Below are 16,829 nucleotides of genomic sequence, written 5' to 3'. Positions count from 1 at the left end.
TCGCAACTGCGGATCGCGTATTTTGCTGGGCGAGCCTACTGGTTGAAGATGGTCGCTCCGCCAGGGACGGTGTAGCTGATGTACATCGGGTTGGTCAGGAACGGCTGTGCGCCCGAGTTCATCAGGTGTGCGTTGGTGGCGTCGCTGGTGACGAAAGGCGCGTTGGCATCGTTGATGGTGTACGAGTACAGCGGTGTGCCGAGGTTGTCGTACACCGTGACCTGGGTGCCGTTGGCGAGCAGGTCGTAGGCCGGATCGCTATTTGCTGTTGTGGTGACGTACTGGTGCGAGGAATCGGTGTAGTAGTAGGACACCGTGTTGTTCCCGGCGTACGTGTCCGGGATGGTGCCCGTGACGCCGCCGGAATCGATCAGCAGGTTGATCGGCGTGCGGGGGCCGCCATTGATGCTCACCGAACCGACGACGTTGGGCGATCCCGACACCGTGTACTTCGGCGTTCCCGGATTGGGGCCGAACTGCAATTCGTGGGCGGACTCGTTGATGAAGACACCGTCGTTCAGGTCGCCCAGCAGCGCCGTGGTGGGCGAGAAGGTATCAGGGCCGACTGCGTTGGAGCCGATGCCCAGCACGCCGACGACGCCGTTGCCGGCGAGGTATTGAGCGAGCGTGGTCGGGACAGTGGTGGGGTTGCCGTTGGAGTCCGTCGTCGCCTGGGTGGCACTGGTCACGACATTGACCCCGGTCGGCGCCGTGATGATGCCGTTGCCGAAGTCGATGGTGGTGTTGTAGGTCGAATAGTTGTAGGTCAGCCCGCCGCTGTAAGCACCGATGCCGGTGTCCACCGCGTTGCCCAGGCCGGCAGCGCCGATCTTGTCGCTGCTGATCACCAGACCGTTCGAGCCCGTATCGACCAGCACCGGCACCATCGGGCCGCCGTTGATCGAGACGTAGACGACCGGCTCAAGGCCGTACTTCATGACCAGCGGGAGGTATCCGTAGGTCGGACCATTGGCGGCGGTTTGGTACACCCGGCCCTTGACCGCTTGATTCAGCATCCCGTTGGCGTCGGTGTTCCCCGACATGCCCTCGGCGGCGTTGATCGAGCCCAGCGCCATGCCGGGCAGAGAATTGTTCCAGTTCAGCAGTGCCGCGGCGAATCCGGCGAGGAACGGGTTGTTGGCGTTGTTCGCATAGAACGAGGTGAAGCCCGGGTTGTTGGCCGTGTAGGTGTTGAGGGCCCAGCTCGCGATGGCGAGCTGGAACTGCGCGCCGAACGTTCCGAAGCCACCGAGCCAGTCGCCCCGACCAAAGGTGTCCGCGTACAGCGTCGCTTGCGCGCTGGAAACTGCCAGCTTCAGCGTGTCGATATTCGGGCTTGAGGAGGCGGCCGCGGCGGCGTCCGTGACGGAGATGGCGCCGGCGGGCGCAGGGGTGCCGACGCCGGCGGCGGGCGCCGGTGTGGTGCCGAGGAGCTGACCGGCCGTCTGGCCGGTAGCCGCGCTTGCAGACTTGAGCGTCTGCTTGGTGTTCGGCGCTGCCGAGCCGATGGCCTGTTCCGCCGTAGCGAGCAGCGACAGAATTCCGGACGGGCCCGTGGTCCCGGTCGGAGACGTAGCGAGCGCCGGTGTCTGCGTTGTCGTGGTGGCGGCCGCAGTGGTGACTGTCGGTGCGGTGGTGGCGGTTTCGGCAGCAAAGGAAGTCGGCGTGGCTGCCGGCTTTTCTGGTTCTGCGGCTGGTGCCTCGGCCGGCGCCGACTTTTCCGCGGATGCGGCCGGGGCGGCGGCGGTTGCGGGCTTGGTTGCCGCGGTGGCCTTCGGGGCGTCAGCGTCTGCCTGCTTCGAGGCGGCCGGCGTGTTGTTGAGGACTCCGCGGATGGCGGCGGTGGGCCTCGAGTGAGTGACAGAACTCGCGGGAGCCTTGGTCTTCGGACCCGAGTCGTCGGAAGAAGATGAGTTCGCGTCAGCTGAGTTGCTACCGGTGCCGTCGGTACCGGTGCCGCTCGAGTGCGGCTCGTGGGAGGTCTTCGTGTCTTTGTCTGCATCTGCAGACGACTTGGCGGGGCTGCCTGCGTTGTCTGACGGTTTCGAGCCCTGGCCGGCCCCGTCGTTGTCGGCCTTCTTGTGGCCGGGAGCTGCGCCGCCCGAGTTGCCCGACGCCGAAGAGGATGAATCCGAGCCGTCCGTCGTTGCGCTGGCCACCGCGGCGGTGCCGAGGAGGAACGCGCTCATCCCGACGGCCGCGACGCCGGTACCCAGCCAGGCGCTGACTGGAAGTTTCCGGGGAGAGGTACGACGGTGTGTTCCAGCCATTTTGGGTCCTCCCAGACGTACGCCGCGCGGCCGTCAGCCCCCGGCAGATCAACCATTGCTGCGGCATTAACCCACAGCCGGGTGGCAGGCAGGCGTAGAACCGTAGTACTGACTGCAAATTAACAGTTGCGGACGCGTGCTGCAGCGGTTCTGGCAAAGATATTTGCTTCCATCGTCAATAAATTGCGGCGGGCGATTGGCGGTATCCGCCACCGGACGGCGGGTGAGGGGACATGGCCGTATCGGTCACGGATTAACGTCCTCGAACGTAAATTTGGATCGAGCGGTGCTTGTGGGCCGCGCGGGAAGCACTTTGCGAGGGGGCTTTGGTGGCTGGACGGATCGGCAAACTCGGGTGCAGGGCAGTGCATCGTGCGTTGACCGTGTTGGTTCCGTTGGCGATTTTCTGCGCGTACGTGGAGCAGCCGGTGCGGCCGGTCTCGCACATCGCAGTGACGCCGACAGCGGAGATCGTGTCGGCGCCATCGAGCATCGGCATCGCTGACTCCAGCCTCTATGGCATGTCGCAGGAGAACATCGACGCGACGCTCGACATGTTGCAAGCCATGGGCGTCGACAACGTCCGGGTGTTCATCCCCTGGATTTACACCGAGCCGTTGCAGGGTAAGTACAACTGGGCGCCGATCGACGCGATCATGGACGCGGCGAAAGCCCGGAACATGGGCGTGCTCGCGATGGTCAACAGCACGCCGCCGTGGGCGGGAATCGACGGGAACTTCCCGGGCGCGAATACGCCCGACCCGGCCGCCTACGCGAGTTTCATGAACCTGGTCGCGACGCGGTACAGCAGCACGGTCTCGGCCTACGAGGTGTGGAACGAGGTCAACTGCAACTGCTTCTACGACCCGGTATCGCCGGCCAGTTATACCCAGTTACTGCAGGCCGCCTACCCGGTCATCAAAGCGGCCGACCCGACGGCGACGGTCATCGCGGCCGGTTTGAGCAGTGTCTTCAGTGCCGGAAACGTCACGATGAACCCCGTCGACTACGTGGCTCAGATGTACGCCGCGGGTGCGAAAGGTTCGTTCGACGCGCTGGCGATCCACCCGTACCACGAATCGTTGATGTTCTCCGATGGCCAGGGCACCCTTCTGGCGCCGTATACGCAGATTCAGCACATCCACGCACTCATGGAGGCATTCGGGGACGGCGCCAAAAAGATCTGGATCACCGAGTACGGCGTGCCGACCGACCACGTGAGCCAGCAGACGCAGGCCGATTACATCAAGAACCTCATCGAGACGTGGCAGACGATGTCCACCGATGGGGTGAACTACGCCGGGCCACTGTTCATCTACACCACGCGGGACGGTCAGCCGGGTAGCGGCTATTTCGGCATCTTCGACGCCAACTGGATTCCGAAGGAAGCCGCGTTCGTCATCGCGCAGGAAATTCTGCAACTCAACGGCATTGACCTCGGGGATGCCGAGCGCCGACTGGGTGCCATCGTGCGACTCGCTGTCGGCGCGGTCGTGAACGTCGCTGTCAACATCGGGCAAGCCGTCGTGAAAGTCGTTGATGCCGCATGGAATGCGTTCGTCGACGTCACCAAGGCGGTGACGCAGGCAGTCGTCAACACGATCAAGTGGGTGACCAACGCCGTCTTTCAGGGGGTGAAGTGGGTCGCCAATACGGCGGTCGATATCACCCAGGCCGTCGTCGCGGGTATCTCGAACGTGATCCAGAAGATCGGCGACATCATTCACCCGCCGGCACCGGGCGCGGCGGCGAACCCGATGGCTGCGTTGAAGGCAGTGGCCGCGATGAATGACGTTGCGGTGGCGGCCGGTTCGCCGAAGGGCGCTGCGGCCGCCAAGCCCGAGCCCGCGGCAAGCGAGGCCGGCCTGAAGGTTGCGCCAAGCAAGGGAGCCGAAGCCAAGGACACCGCGGACCCGGACGCGGTGAAGGGACCCGCGAAGGAATCCGCGGACAGCCCTGAAGTGAAGACACCCGAGACGAAGGACGCTGTGAAGGCAGCGCCTGACGACACGAAGCCGGCAAGCAAGAAGAAGGATCCGGCGGAGTCGACGAAGGACCAGCCGAAGTCCCAGGCGCCGAAGCAGTCTGACGCGCCGAAGCGGGATAAGGGCAAGGAGTCGGGACAGCACGCGACGGGTGGCGATAAGCAGAGCGCGCCGTCCGGTGCCGGCAAGCCGCGAAACGGCGACACCCCGAACGACGCTCAGAAGGTAAAGCCAGCCAAGGCGCAGAGCGCCCAGTAACGACGGTTTTCGAGCTGCGGGGACGCACGGTCGATTGCCCTCGCTGAATTGGTGCGGAAACTGAGCATTGCGTTCCGCGGGGCGGCGGGACGACTGGCGGTGGACACGACCCGGGAGATACGACAGGCGTGTAGTCGACCGGACTGGTCAGATGCCGCTGGGCCCTTTTCCGTCCGTATCTGATCCCACGTGGTCGACATTTTGGCTCAACCCGATTCAATCCGGGTGCGCTAAAGCAATTGCGTTGAGGCGACCTGCATCTTCGGTAATTGACGACGTCATACGTCAATTCTGTTGCGTTGACAGCAAACTCGTGCCTTCCTAACGTCCGGGCCAAAGCTCGACGACGAAATGACATGGGGAGGCAGCTTGTGGCGCAACCGCTTCTGTCGTCTCCGCGCGCCACCGCGCCCTGGGCACGACCAGCCGTGGCGGTCGGCGACTTCATCGTCCTGGCCGGCGAGACGTTCGCCGCGATGCTGCGTCCGCCATATGCCTGGCGGGAACTGATCGAGCAGATCTGGTTCGTCGCCCGGGTCTCCGTCGTGCCCACCGTCGTACTGTCGATTCCGTACACGGTGCTGATCGTCTTCACCCTCAACATCGTGCTGATCGAGGTCGGCGCCGGTGACCTGTCGGGTGCCGGCGCCGCACTGGCGTCGGTGACGCAGGTGGGGCCGGTGGTCACCGCGATCGTGGTCGCCGGTGCCGGTTCGACCGCGATGTGTGCCGACCTGGGCGCACGGACCATCCGGGAAGAAATCGACGCCATGAAAGTCATTGGTGTCAAACCGATTCCGGCACTCGTCGTGCCCCGGGTCCTCGCCGCGACGTTCGTCGCGGCAATGCTGTATTCGATGGTGGCCGTCGTCGGCCTCGCAGGTAGCTACTTCTTCGTCGTCTACATCCAGCACGTCACCCCGGGCGCGTTCATCGCCGGGATGACGCTCCTGACGGGGCTGCCGCAGGTGATCGTCTCCCTGGTCAAGGCTTTGCTGTTCGGCCTGTCGGCCGGACTGATCGCCTGCTACAAGGGCCTGTCGGTCGGTGGTGGCCCGACGGCCGTCGGCAACGCGGTCAACGAGACCGTGGTCTTCTCCTTCATGGCGCTGTTCCTCATCAACATCCTGGCGACCGCGTTCGGCGTGAAAGTGGCGCCATGACAACCGATGTGGATGCCGACCGAACGTCCCAGATCGGCGAAATGGCAAACCAGGCGATCGCGGCGACCCGCCGACTGGGTAAGCAGACGGCCTTCTACGGCAGTGCCCTGGCCGCCACCGCGGACGCCGTCCGGCGCTACCCGGGCGAGGTGCTGCGGCTCATCGCGGTCATGGGCATGGGCACCGGGGCCCTCGCCGTCATCGGCGGCACCGTGGTCATCGTCGGGTTCCTCACGCTGTCTACCGGTGCGCTGATCGCCGTACAGGGCTACAACACCCTGTCCAACGTCGGCATCGAAGCCCTCACGGGCTTCCTGGGGGCCTTCCTGAACGTGCGCTTCATCGCCCCGGCGACCGCCGGGGTGGCGCTGGCCGCCACGATCGGTGCCGGCGCGACAGCGCAGCTCGGCGCCATGCGCATCAACGAGGAGATCGACGCCCTGGAAGTGATGGGCATCCGGGTGGTCACATACCTGGCTGCGACCCGGGTCGTCGCCGGGGTGGTGGCCGTCGTCCCGATCTACACCGTCGCGGTGTTGATGTCCTTCCTGGCCACCCGGTTCGGCACGACGATGATCTACGGCCAGTCGCGGGGCGTCTACGACCACTACTTCACGACGTTCCTGCACCCCAACGATCTGGCCTGGTCCTTCTTCGAGGCGCTGGCCATGGCCGCCGCGGTGATGGCGGTGCACACCTACTACGGCTTCACCGCCTCCGGCGGACCGGCCGGTGTCGGTGAGGCCGTCGGCCGCGCGGTGCGCACCTCGATCACCGCCGGCGTGTTCATCCTGCTCACCATCACGCTGTCCGTCTACGGTCAGTCCGGCAACTTCCACCTCGCGGGCTGACCCGGATGGCGAAGGGAGCGAACGGAACTCGGCGTGAGCAGATCGACCCGATCTGGTGGGCGCCGGTCTTGGTGATCCTGGTCGTCGCCATGACCGCGATGACGTGGCTGCTGTTCTCCGGATCCTTGCGGGGATTCGTACCGTTGACCTTGATCTCCGACCGTGCCGGCCTGGTGATGGAAGACGGCGCGAAGGTGAAACTCCGGGGTGTCCAGATCGGCGAGGTCGAATCGATCGGTAGTCGCACAGATACTGCGGGACATGTACTTTCGACGCTGAAGCTCCGGATGTACCCGGGACCGTTTGCACAGTTGCCCGGAAATGTCGAAGCTCAGATCCGGTCGAGCACTGCGTTCGGCGCCAAGTACGTCGAACTGAACGTACCCTCGAGCGGTCCCAGTGCGGGCCACCTCCGGTCAGGTGCGGTACTGCAGTCGCAGAACGTGACGGTCGAGGTCAACACCGTATTCGAGAACCTGCAGTCGGTGGTCCAGGTGATCGATCCGACGAAGCTCAACTCTGTGCTCTCGGCGGTGGCCGAGTCGTTGCGCGGCAAGGGCGACGTCATCGGCCAAGCCATCACCGACGCGAACCACGTTCTGCTCGAGGTGAATCCGCGCATGGACACCGTGCGCACGGACTGGCAGCTGTTCGGGCAGACCGCGCAGGCGTATTCGATCGCGGCACAGGACATCGTGTCCAGCCTGGATTCGTTCTCGACCACCGCCACCACGATCGCCCGCCAGTCGAAGGAGCTGGACGGCCTGTTGTTGTCGGCGGTCGGCTTCTCCCAGGCCGGCATCGACACCATCGGGACCAACGAGACCGCATTGGCCCGGTCGATGGAACTGCTGAGGCCGACGACCGCACTGCTCGACAAATACTCGCCGACGTATACCTGCCTGTTCCAGGGCGCTCAATGGTTCCTCGAACACGGTGGTCGATATGCCATGGGCGGCAACGGTAAATCGGTGATCATGGACGCCGCGCTGCTGGCCGGCGCCGACCCCTACCGGTTCCCCGACAACCTGCCCGTCGTCAATGCCAGCGGCGGGCCCGGTGGTAAGCCGAGCTGCGGTTCGCTGCCCGACGTCAGCAAGAACTTTCCGGTCAAATACCTGGTGACCGACACCGGTTTCGGTGACGGCCTGGACATGCGGCCCAACCCGGGTATCGGTTTCCCCGGTTTCGCCAACTACTTCCCGGTGACCAAACCGCAACCGGAACCGCCGCGGATTCGGTACCCGGGCGGGCCGGCACCGGGGCTGCCCGGTGTTGAGATGGGTGTACCCCAACCCGAGCCGGGGGCACCGTGAGAAGCCGGATTCGCGGGATCGCCACCCGCGTCGTGATTTTCACCGTGGTGAGCCTGCTCTTCATGTTCGGGCTGCTGACGGTGTTCGGGCAGTTCCGTTTCGATTCGCGGGCTTCCTACCAGGCGGTGTTCAGCAACGTGTCGGGGCTCAAGGGCGGCAACTTCGTTCGCATCGCCGGCGTGGAGGTCGGGAAGGTCAAGAGCCTCAACCTGCACCGCGACGGCACCGTCACCATCGACTTCGCCATCGACAGAAACCTGACGCTCACCGAAGGCACCACGGCGACCGTCCGCTACGAGAACCTGATCGGCGACCGCTATCTGGCGCTCGAGGAGGGCCCCGGGTCGGTGCGCAAACTCCTGCCGGGCCAGACCATTCCGTTGTCCCGGACGTCGCCGGCACTGGATGTCGACGCGCTCATCGGCGGCTTCCGCCCACTGTTCCGTGCGCTCGATCCGGACCAGGTCAATGCGTTGAGCGGCGAACTGCTGCGGGTGTTCCAGGGGCAGGGCGGCACCATCTCCTCGGTGCTGGCCCAGGCCTCGGCACTGACAACAACATTGGCGGGCCGGGACCAGCTCATCGGTGAGGTCATCACCAACCTGAACACCGTGCTGGGGACGTTCGCGGCGCGTGACACCCAGTTCGCCGATGGGCTGGACAAACTTTCGCAACTCGTTCAGGGGCTGGCCGACCGCAAATCCGACATCGCCACCGGCGTGGCGAACATCAACACCGCGGCGCGGTCGGTCGCCGACCTGCTGACGGTGGCTCGTGAACCGATCAAACAGTTTGTGCAGCAGACGGACCGGGTCTCCGGCCAGATCATGGCCGACCACGACTACGTCGACGAACTGGTGCGGACGCTGCCCGACGCGTACCAGATTCTCTCGCGCAACGGGCTGTACGGCGACTACTTCGGCTTCTACCTCTGCGATGCACTGCTCAAGCTCAACGGAAAAGGCGGCCAACCGGTGTACGTCAAGGTGGCCGGCCAGGATTCGGGGCGGTGCACACCGAAATGACGCGCACCAAGTGGAACATCAAGCCGCTGGCCGAACGGAACCGGATGGCGGTCGGCGCGACCGGTATCGCGCTGATCGTCGCGATCGTCGTCGCCGCCTTCAGCTACGACAAGATCCCATTCATCAAGGGGACGTCCGACTACCAGGCGTACTTCGCCGATGCGGGCGGCATCAAGACGGGCAGCGACGTGCGAGTGTCGGGCCTGGGTGTCGGGCGGGTCTCAGGAATCCATCTGGAGGGCGCCAAGGTTCGGGTGGATTTCACGGTGCGTGACGATGTCGAACTGGGCGACCGCACCGAGGCCGCCATCAAGACCGAGACCGTGCTGGGCACCAAGGTGCTGGAGCTGACGCCGCGCGGTGACCGAAACCTCAACGGCCCCATACCGATCGAACGCACCACCTCGCCGTACGACCTGCCGGCGGCGTTGGGTGACCTGACGACCACCATCAGCGGCCTCGACACCACACAGCTGTCGTCGGCGCTCAAGACACTGGCGCAGACATTCCAGAACACCCCTCCCGACCTGAAGCTGGCGCTGGAGAGCGTGGCGCGATTCTCCGACACTCTCGGCACCCGCGACGCCAAGCTGCGGCAGCTGCTCGCCGATGCGAACAAGGTGACCGCGGTGCTGGCCAAGCGCAGTGACCAGATCGCGCAACTGGTGGTCAACACCGACGCATTACTGGGTGAGGTTCTGTCGCAACGTAATTCGGTCGAGACGCTGATGACCAATGTCAGCGCCGCCACTGTCCAGCTGTCCGGTCTGGTGCAGGACAACCGGACACAACTCAAGCCGGCCGTCGACAAGCTCAACGGCGTCCTCGGCATCCTCGACAACCGAAAGCAGGAGCTGCAGCGCACGCTGTACCTGTTGCGCCGGTACGCGATGTCGTTCGGCGAAGTGCTGGGTGCGGGACCGTTCTTCAAAGCGTCACTCGTCAACCTGTTCCCGGGTCAGTTCGATCAGCCGTTCGTCGACGCGGCGTTCTCCGACTTGGGCTTGGACCCCAACGTGCTGCTGCCGTCGCAGCTGACCGAGCCCGGCGCCGGTCAGCCGGGTACTCCGCCGCTGCCGTCGCTGTATCCCCGCACCGGCCAGGGCGGACCGCCGAATCTCACGCTGCCCGAAGCGATCACCGGAAATCCTGGTGACCCGCGCTACCCCTATCGTGAGCCACTGCCCGCGCCGCCGCCGGGTGGTCCGGCGCCCGGACCTCCGGCGCTGGCTCCGGCCTCGGCAACTGGTTTCGGGGCGACTTCGCCAACATCACGATGATCATCGACCTCACGCTGAGCCGGCTCGACAGCAGCCTGTTCACCGGCACCCGGTGGGAGGGCAACCTCACCGAACTCGAAATGCAGTGGGGCCGCACGATCGGTCAGATGCCCAGCCCGTACACCGCGGGCAACCCCCTGATCGCCCCCTATCACTTCGGGGGGTACTGACATGCTGCGGCTGCGGTTGTCCCGGACCGTCTGGATCCAGCTGGCGATCCTCGGCGCCGTCACGGTGATCGCGTGCAGCGTCATGGCATTCGGCTTCGTGCACGTACCGACGCTGCTCGGGTACGGCCGCTACACCGTGACGGTCGAGCTGCCCGAATCCGGCGGGCTGTACCCGACGTCAGTGGTCACGTACCGCGGCACCGAGATCGGGCGGGTCAAGGCTGTCGATGTCACGACGGGCGGGGTCCGCGCGGAGCTTAACCTCGACTCCGCCATCAAGGTGCCGGCGGACGTGTCGGCCGCGGTACACAGCCGCTCGGCCGTCGGTGAACAGTTCGTCGAATTGATCCCTGCGACAGGGCATTCCGACGCCGGCCCGACCCTACGCGGCGGCGCGACCATCCCGGTGGCGAAGGCGCGGATTCCGCCGGATATCGGCAACCTGCTCGACGCGACCAACCGGGCGCTCGAAGCCATCCCGCAGGACAATCTGCGTACCGTCGTCGACGAAGCAGACAAAGCGGTCAGCGGACTCGGACCTGAGTTGTCGCGCATCGTCAACGGCTCCACGTCGCTGGCCATCGCGGCCGGCAAGACCGTCGGCCCGATCACGCAACTGATCGACCAGAGCCCCACGGTATTGAACTCCCAAGTGCAGAAAGCGGATTCGATCGCCACGTGGGCGCAGCGGCTCGCGTCCATCACCGGCCAGTTCAAGGCCCAGGATGCGGCATTCGCCGAGCTGCTCAAGCTCGGCCAGCCGACCTTGGAAGAGGGCCGCGCCCTGTTCAACAGGTTCGCTCCCGCACTGCCGGTCCTGCTGGCCAACATGGTGAGCCTGGGTGAGATCGCGGTGGTCTATCGGCACGACATCGAACAACTGCTGGTGCTTTTCCCGCAGGGCACCGCGTTGATGTCGGCGATCGCGGTCGCCGACTCGGACCTCAAGACGCCCTATCGGGGCATCTATCTGGACTTCAAACTGAACATGAACCTGCCGCCCCCGTGCAACACCGGCTTCCTGCCGATCAAGCAGCAGCGGGTACCCACCGAGGTGGACTATCCCGAACGTCCCGCCGGTGAGCTGTACTGCCGGGTTCCGCAGGATTCCGACCTGAATATCCGTGGCGTACGGAACATTCCGTGCGAGAACAATCCGGCCAAGCGCGCACCGACCGTAGAACTCTGCGAAAGCAATGAGCAGTACGTGCCCCTCAACGACGGATACGTCTGGAAGGGCGATCCCAACGCCACGCTGACGGGGCAAGGGGTACCGCAGTACGCGCCGGGCACCGATCCCCGGCAGCGCCCCAGTGGCGCACCTGGACCCGCGCCCCCGGCGCCTCCGGTGGCCTTGGTGCCCTATGACCCTGTGACCGGCGGGTACGTCGGGCCCGACGGGAAGCCGTACACCGACTCCGACCTGGCCGCCACCGAGAAAGGCAAGACATGGCAGAGCATGCTGACCCCGAGCAGTTAGACACCGTCGGCGAAGCCGACGATGATGCTGTCGCGGCACGGAAACCGTCACTGCGGCAACGGTTGGCGCGCATCTCGCCGGTGGTCGCAGCCGGTCTGGCGCTGGTCGTCGCCGGCGGTGCCCTGGCGGGCTGGCTGGGCTTTCGCGCACACCAGTCCGAACACGCGCAGGAACTGCGGAACCTGTACGTGCAGACCGCACGCCAGGCCGCGCTGAACCTGACCACGATCAGCTACACCGAGGCGGACACCGACATTCGCCGCATACTCGATTCGTCGACCGGCGCGTTCCGCGACGACTTCCAGCGCCGGTCCGAGCCGTTCGTCGCGGTGGTCAAGCAGGCCCGATCGAAATCCGAGGGCACCGTCACCGAAGCCGGACTCGAATCGGTGAACGGTGATGGGGCACAGGTACTTCTCGCCGTGTCGGTGCGGACCTCGCTGGCCGAGGCGCCGGCCGGTCCACCACGAAACTGGCCCACGCGGATCAGCGTCGCCAAGGACGGCGCGGGCGCCCGAATTTCCAACGTCCAGTTCGTGTCATGAGCAGATCGGACGGTCAGGGCAACATGAAGGACAGATCATGACAGTGGATGTCGAAGAACGTCCCGTCGAACCCGACGAGACCGAGGCCGCCGAGGCGACGGTTGTCGAAGCCGAACCCGCAGCGGTGCAGAGTGATTCACGGAAGCACTGGGCGCGGTGGACGGGTCTGACATTGGCGTTCGCGGCGATGCTGCTTGCCGTCGCTGCGGGGTACTTCAACTGGCAGGACGGGTCGGTGCGGCTCGCGCAAGCCGCGGCCACCGAATCGGTGCGGGCGGCAAGTGACGGCACCGTCGCCATGCTGTCCTACCGGCCGGAAACGCTTGACACCGAGCTGAAGTCGGCCACCGGCCGGCTGGCCGGCGGCTTCCGCGACGAGTACACCAAGTTGGTCGACACCGTCGTGGCGCCCGGGGCCAAGCAGAAACACATCTCCGCGGTCGCGACCGTTCCGGACGCCGCCTCGGTGTCGGCGACCGAAAACCATGCCGTGGTACTGGTTTTCGTGAACCAGACGACCACCATCGGTGCCGACGCGCCCACCGCGTCGACCTCGACGGTGCGGGTGACTCTCGACAAGGTGCACGATCGATGGCTGATCTCACAGTTCGATCCCGTGTGACGCGGGGGCTGCTGATGTTGTTCGCCGCGGGGGCCGCGGCCGGATGGATGGTGCCGTCGGTGCAGGCCGACCCGGTGACCTACGTGAACAGCGTCAACGTGCGGGGCGGGTTCAACTTCCCGAGCGGCGATGCCGCCATCGCCTACGGGCGCGGCGTGTGCGACAAGATCGCCGCGGGCCGGAGTTACGGGCAGATCATCGGTGACATCAAGGTCGACGTCGCGGGTGGCGACGAAGGCCAGGCGAATTATCTTGTCGGACAGGTGATCAACGAACTGTGCCCCGAGCTGATCGGGCCGCTGCGCAATTCCGCAGGCAACTATCGACCGGGGGCACAGTGAGTACCCGATTCGCCGGGGTGATCCTGGCGGTCTTCGCGTGCGGCGCCGCGCTGCCTGCGGTGGCCCATGCCGACAACGCACGCCTCAACAACAGCGTGGTCGCCAACGTCTACACCATTCAGCACCAGGCCGGCTGCACCAATGACGTGGCGGTCAGCCCGCAGCTACGGCTCGCCGCTGAGTGGCACGCGAACGATGTGCTGAACAACCGCGACCTCGACGGCGACCTCGGCTCGGACGGGTCGACGGCACAGCGGCGCGCGGAAGCAGCGGGCTTCCGGGGCAAGGTGTTTCAGACGGTTGCGATCAACCGGTCCATCGCCATCAACAACCTGGATGTATTGAACCAGTGGTACTACGATCCGCCGACCTACGCGATCATGGCCAACTGCGCCAACACCGTCATGGGCGTGTGGTCCGAGAACAGCCCCGACCGTTCGGTCGTCGTCGCGGTGTACGGTCAGCCTGGCGCGTAGAGGCTGACGGTCTGGGTCTTGCCCTTGAGCGGAACTGCCGGTCTGACTGTGCGAGCAGACGTAAAACTGTCGCCTTGCCAAGGAAATGCGACAGTTTTACGTCTGCTCGCGAGAGGTTCTAGACCAGCTCGCGCAGCTCCTCGATCAGCTTGACGCGGTCGGCGGTCGTCGCACCCATCGGCACCACGTTGAGTACCGTCACGCCTGCCTCCCGGAATGCCGCCACTCGTTCCTTGACGAACTCGCGGCTACCGATCAGCGAGATGTCCCGGACCAGTTCGTCGGGAACGACTTTCGCCGCGCCGTCCTTGTCGCCGGCCAGGTACAGCTCCTGGATGCGGTCGGCCTCGGCGCCGTAGCCGTACTTGGTGGCCACGTTGTGATAGAAGTTCTTGCCCTTGGCGCCCATGCCACCGATATACAGCGCGATGTGCGGCTTGATGAACTCGCGCATTCCCTCGACGTTGTCGCCGATGGCCAGTGCCGGTCCGGCGTAGATGTCCATGGGCGGCAGCGTCGCGTCGCGCTTGGCGTACCCGGCCGCGAGCGCGTCGCCCCAGACGTCCTTGGCCTTCTCCGGCATGTAGAAGATCGGCTGCCAGCCCTCGGCGATCTCCGCTGCCAGCTCGACGTTCTTCGGGCCGAGTGCGGCCAGCAGCACCGGAATGCGCTCGCGCACAGGGTGATTGATGAGCTTGAGCGACTTACCGAGCCCCGTGCCCTGGCCCTCCGGGAGGGGGATGGTGTAGTGCTTGCCCTGGTAGGCGAGTCGCTCGCGGCGCCACACCTGGCGGCAAATCTCCACGACCTCGCGGGTCCGGCCGATCGGGCTGTCGTAGGGGACGCCGTGGAAGCCTTCGATCACCTGCGGGCCGGAGGCGCCGAGACCCAGGATGTACCGGCCGTCGGACACATAGTCGAGGCCGGCGGCGGTCATCGCCGTCAGCGTGGGTGTGCGGGTGTAGAGCTGCAGGACGCCGGAGGCCAGTTCCACCCGCTCGGTGGCGGCGGCGAGATAGCCGAGTGCGCTGATGGCGTCGAAAGAGTATGCCTCGGGGACGAAAACGACGTCCAGGCCGGCCTTTTCGAGATCGGCGACCTCGGCCACAACCTCTTTGAAGCCGCCGGCGTAGTTGATGCCGAGACCGATCTTCATGCTCACTGCCCCTTCGAGGCCAGGGCGGCGATGGCTTCGGCGGCCTCGGCCTGGATCTGCGGGAACTGGGCGGCCATGGCCTCCGACAGGGCCTGCGCTCCCGACAGTGGCCGGACCATGACGGTGAACTCGTCGATCAGGCCCTGGTCGTTGACGTGGATGAAGTCGCATCCGTTGATCGTCTTGCCGCCGACCTTGGTCTCGAAAATCAAAGCGTGGCTGTTGTTTTCGGGGTCATTGATCTCTCGGATGTAGCGGAAGTCCTCGAAAACTCGCAGCACGCCGCGCAGGATGGCGGCGGTGATGGGCTTGCCCGGGTAGGGCTTGAAGGCGACGGGACTGGTGAACACCACGTCGTCGGCCAAACAGGCGGCCATGGCTTCGCCGTCAGCGGCCTCGACCGCCTTGCGGAATGCCTGCATCGCATACCTCGCATAGTCAATTTGGTGATTAGGTACGGGTGACGCTAGCGGGACAAGCTCGGCATGTCTATATGTGACTAATCACTTTGTTGACTATTAGACTCCTGGACATGGCTCTGCGTGACGCCGTGTTGGCGGCCCTGCTCGACAGTGAGGCCTCGGGATATGACCTGGCCAAGGGCTTCGACGCGTCCGTCGCCAACTTCTGGATGGCCACCCCGCAGCAGCTGTACCGCGAACTCGACCGACTCGCGGCCGACGGGCTGATCGAGGCCCGTGTCGTCGAGCAGGAGCGGCGGCCCAACAAGCGGATGTTCACGCTGACCGATGCCGGCCGGAAGGCGGTGCATGCATTCACCGAGGCCACGCCGAAGCCCTTGGCCATGCGCGACGACCTACTGGTGCAGGTGTCCACCGTCGACAGCGGCAATGCGGAGGCCGTGTGCGCGGGCCTGAGGGACCGAATCCAGTGGACCACCAATCAACTCGAGCTCTACGAACGGATTCGCAGCCGCATACTGGGCGGCCGCAGCGAGGCGATGTTCCTGTCCGAGGCGGAGCGCGTGGGGCCCTACCTGACGCTGATGCGCGGCATCGCGTTCGAGCAGGAGAATCTGCAGTGGGCGCAACAGGCATTGGAGGTCATCGAGCGGCGGCAGCCGCGGCGTTAGCAGAAGTGCGGCGCCGGCCGCGGCGTTAGCATGAGGCATGCGCGTCTGGGAGATCGGTCCAGCGCAGGTCATGGTCGTCGGCACGTTCGGCGACCTGGAGATTCACCACCATCCGGCGGTGCAGATCGGTGTCGGCCTGACGGGTCCGCTGACGGTCCGAACAGACGGCGCGGCGCCCCGGAGCGGGCACGTCGTCGTCATCGCCAGCGGCGCCGGCCACGCGGTGTGGTCGGCGCCCACCGATCTGACGTTGGCCCTGTATCTGGCGCCGCACACCTGGCCCGGGGCAGCGCTGCACGCCCTCAGTCAGAGCGAATCCGGTGACGGCATCTGGCTGCCGGCCGACGACCAGGCGCTCGCACAGGCCGTGGCCGCCGCGTTCGACACCGACCCCGAGTTGGCCGCCGCCACGCTGATCCAGCGTCTCTGCGGCGATCCGGGACAACAACCCGGACTGCATCCGCAGCTGAAGCAGGCGATGGACCTGATCTACAGCGGCACAACCGAATCCGTGGACCTGGCATCGATCGCGCACGAGGTCGCGGTGTCACCGGACTACCTCGGCCGCCTGTGCCGGCAGCAGACCGGTGTCTCCTTCTCGGCGGCCACCCGCTGGGCCCGACTGCTCTCCGGGTTGAAACATCTCGCCGGCGGTGAGCAGGTCACCGACGCCGCGCATCTGGCCGGATTCGCCGACGGCTCCCATGCCAACCGGGTATGCCGTGAGATGACCGGCGCGGCGCCGTCCGAGATCGCCCGGGCGCTGCGGGATTCGACGGATCCGTCCAAGTACTGAGG

Annotated in this window: 16 protein-coding genes and 1 pseudogene; 14 read left to right on the top strand and 3 right to left on the bottom strand. The window is 65.6% G+C overall.

Going from position 1 to position 16,829, the window contains the following annotated elements:
- Nucleotides 1-35: 35 nt before the first annotated feature.
- Nucleotides 36-2,270, bottom strand: coding sequence for a PecA family PE domain-processing aspartic protease (locus ACZ5IQ_RS28535; RefSeq protein ID WP_138251198.1), 2,235 nt, complete (start codon nt 2,268-2,270; stop codon nt 36-38).
- A 383-nt stretch (nt 2,271-2,653) separates the two neighbouring features.
- Between ACZ5IQ_RS28535 and ACZ5IQ_RS28530 the strand changes: the two genes are divergently transcribed.
- The 12 genes and pseudogenes from ACZ5IQ_RS28530 to ACZ5IQ_RS28475 all read left to right on the top strand — a co-directional run bounded on the left by ACZ5IQ_RS28530 (nt 2,654) and on the right by ACZ5IQ_RS28475 (nt 13,782).
- Nucleotides 2,654-4,513 (top strand): beta-galactosidase, encoded by a 1,860-nt coding sequence (locus ACZ5IQ_RS28530; protein WP_138251197.1) that lies wholly within the window; start codon nt 2,654-2,656, stop codon nt 4,511-4,513.
- A gap of 356 nt (nt 4,514-4,869) precedes the next feature.
- Nucleotides 4,870-5,676, top strand: a complete 807-nt coding sequence (locus tag ACZ5IQ_RS28525; protein ID WP_138251196.1) for an MlaE family ABC transporter permease — start codon at nt 4,870-4,872, stop codon at nt 5,674-5,676.
- Nucleotides 5,673-6,527: an ABC transporter permease gene (locus tag ACZ5IQ_RS28520; RefSeq protein ID WP_464480570.1), complete on the top strand. Its 855-nt coding sequence runs from the start codon at nt 5,673-5,675 to the stop codon at nt 6,525-6,527. The genes ACZ5IQ_RS28525 and ACZ5IQ_RS28520 overlap by 4 nt, the downstream gene beginning before the upstream one ends.
- A gap of 5 nt (nt 6,528-6,532) precedes the next feature.
- A complete protein-coding gene (locus tag ACZ5IQ_RS28515) occupies nt 6,533-7,843 on the top strand; it encodes an MCE family protein (RefSeq protein ID WP_464480569.1) in 1,311 nt (436 codons plus the stop codon).
- Entirely contained in the window at nt 7,840-8,868 is a 1,029-nt protein-coding gene (locus ACZ5IQ_RS28510; protein ID WP_464480568.1) for an MCE family protein, read from the top strand. Before ACZ5IQ_RS28515 ends, ACZ5IQ_RS28510 begins: the two co-directional genes overlap by 4 nt.
- Complete coding sequence (locus tag ACZ5IQ_RS28505) at nt 8,865-10,148, top strand: MCE family protein (protein WP_464480567.1); 1,284 nt, start codon at nt 8,865-8,867, stop codon at nt 10,146-10,148. The genes ACZ5IQ_RS28510 and ACZ5IQ_RS28505 overlap by 4 nt, the downstream gene beginning before the upstream one ends.
- Nucleotides 10,100-10,318: pseudogene (locus ACZ5IQ_RS28500) on the top strand (mammalian cell entry protein); the annotation flags it as partial. The gene ACZ5IQ_RS28505 and the pseudogene ACZ5IQ_RS28500, both read left to right, overlap by 49 nt.
- A gap of 1 nt (nt 10,319) precedes the next feature.
- Entirely contained in the window at nt 10,320-11,798 is a 1,479-nt protein-coding gene (locus ACZ5IQ_RS28495; protein ID WP_464480566.1) for an MCE family protein, read from the top strand.
- Complete coding sequence (locus ACZ5IQ_RS28490) at nt 11,768-12,343, top strand: mammalian cell entry protein (protein WP_464480565.1); 576 nt, start codon at nt 11,768-11,770, stop codon at nt 12,341-12,343. The genes ACZ5IQ_RS28495 and ACZ5IQ_RS28490 overlap by 31 nt, the downstream gene beginning before the upstream one ends.
- Before the next feature lie 37 nt (nt 12,344-12,380).
- The gene (locus ACZ5IQ_RS28485) at nt 12,381-12,965 is read left to right on the top strand and encodes a hypothetical protein (protein ID WP_464480564.1); all 585 of its coding nucleotides are present in this window, start codon (nt 12,381-12,383) and stop codon (nt 12,963-12,965) included.
- On the top strand, nt 12,935-13,306 hold the full coding sequence (locus tag ACZ5IQ_RS28480) for a DUF732 domain-containing protein (protein WP_234785525.1): 372 nt from the start codon (nt 12,935-12,937) through the stop codon (nt 13,304-13,306). The genes ACZ5IQ_RS28485 and ACZ5IQ_RS28480 overlap by 31 nt, the downstream gene beginning before the upstream one ends.
- Nucleotides 13,303-13,782, top strand: a complete 480-nt coding sequence (locus ACZ5IQ_RS28475; protein WP_464480563.1) for a CAP domain-containing protein — start codon at nt 13,303-13,305, stop codon at nt 13,780-13,782. The genes ACZ5IQ_RS28480 and ACZ5IQ_RS28475 overlap by 4 nt, the downstream gene beginning before the upstream one ends.
- Nucleotides 13,783-13,900: 118 nt before the next feature.
- Here ACZ5IQ_RS28475 and ACZ5IQ_RS28470 read toward each other — a convergent pair whose 3' ends face one another.
- Nucleotides 13,901-14,938 carry an LLM class F420-dependent oxidoreductase gene (locus ACZ5IQ_RS28470; protein ID WP_029104802.1) on the bottom strand — a complete coding sequence of 346 codons (1,038 nt, stop codon included), beginning with the start codon at nt 14,936-14,938 and terminating at the stop codon, nt 13,901-13,903.
- Between the two features lie 2 nt (nt 14,939-14,940).
- Complete coding sequence (locus tag ACZ5IQ_RS28465) at nt 14,941-15,360, bottom strand: nuclear transport factor 2 family protein (RefSeq protein ID WP_061003762.1); 420 nt, start codon at nt 15,358-15,360, stop codon at nt 14,941-14,943.
- A gap of 110 nt (nt 15,361-15,470) precedes the next feature.
- Here ACZ5IQ_RS28465 and ACZ5IQ_RS28460 point away from each other — a divergent pair, with 110 nt between their 5' ends.
- Both ACZ5IQ_RS28460 and ACZ5IQ_RS28455 read left to right on the top strand, forming a co-directional pair.
- Nucleotides 15,471-16,031, top strand: coding sequence for a PadR family transcriptional regulator (locus ACZ5IQ_RS28460; protein WP_464480562.1), 561 nt, complete (start codon nt 15,471-15,473; stop codon nt 16,029-16,031).
- Between the two features lie 37 nt (nt 16,032-16,068).
- Nucleotides 16,069-16,827: a helix-turn-helix domain-containing protein gene (locus tag ACZ5IQ_RS28455; RefSeq protein WP_406784064.1), complete on the top strand. Its 759-nt coding sequence runs from the start codon at nt 16,069-16,071 to the stop codon at nt 16,825-16,827.
- Nucleotides 16,828-16,829: the final 2 nt, after the last annotated feature.

It is taken from the genome of Mycobacterium toneyamaense (assembly GCF_055384815.1).
This window is presented reverse-complemented; position numbering and strand designations above follow the sequence as displayed.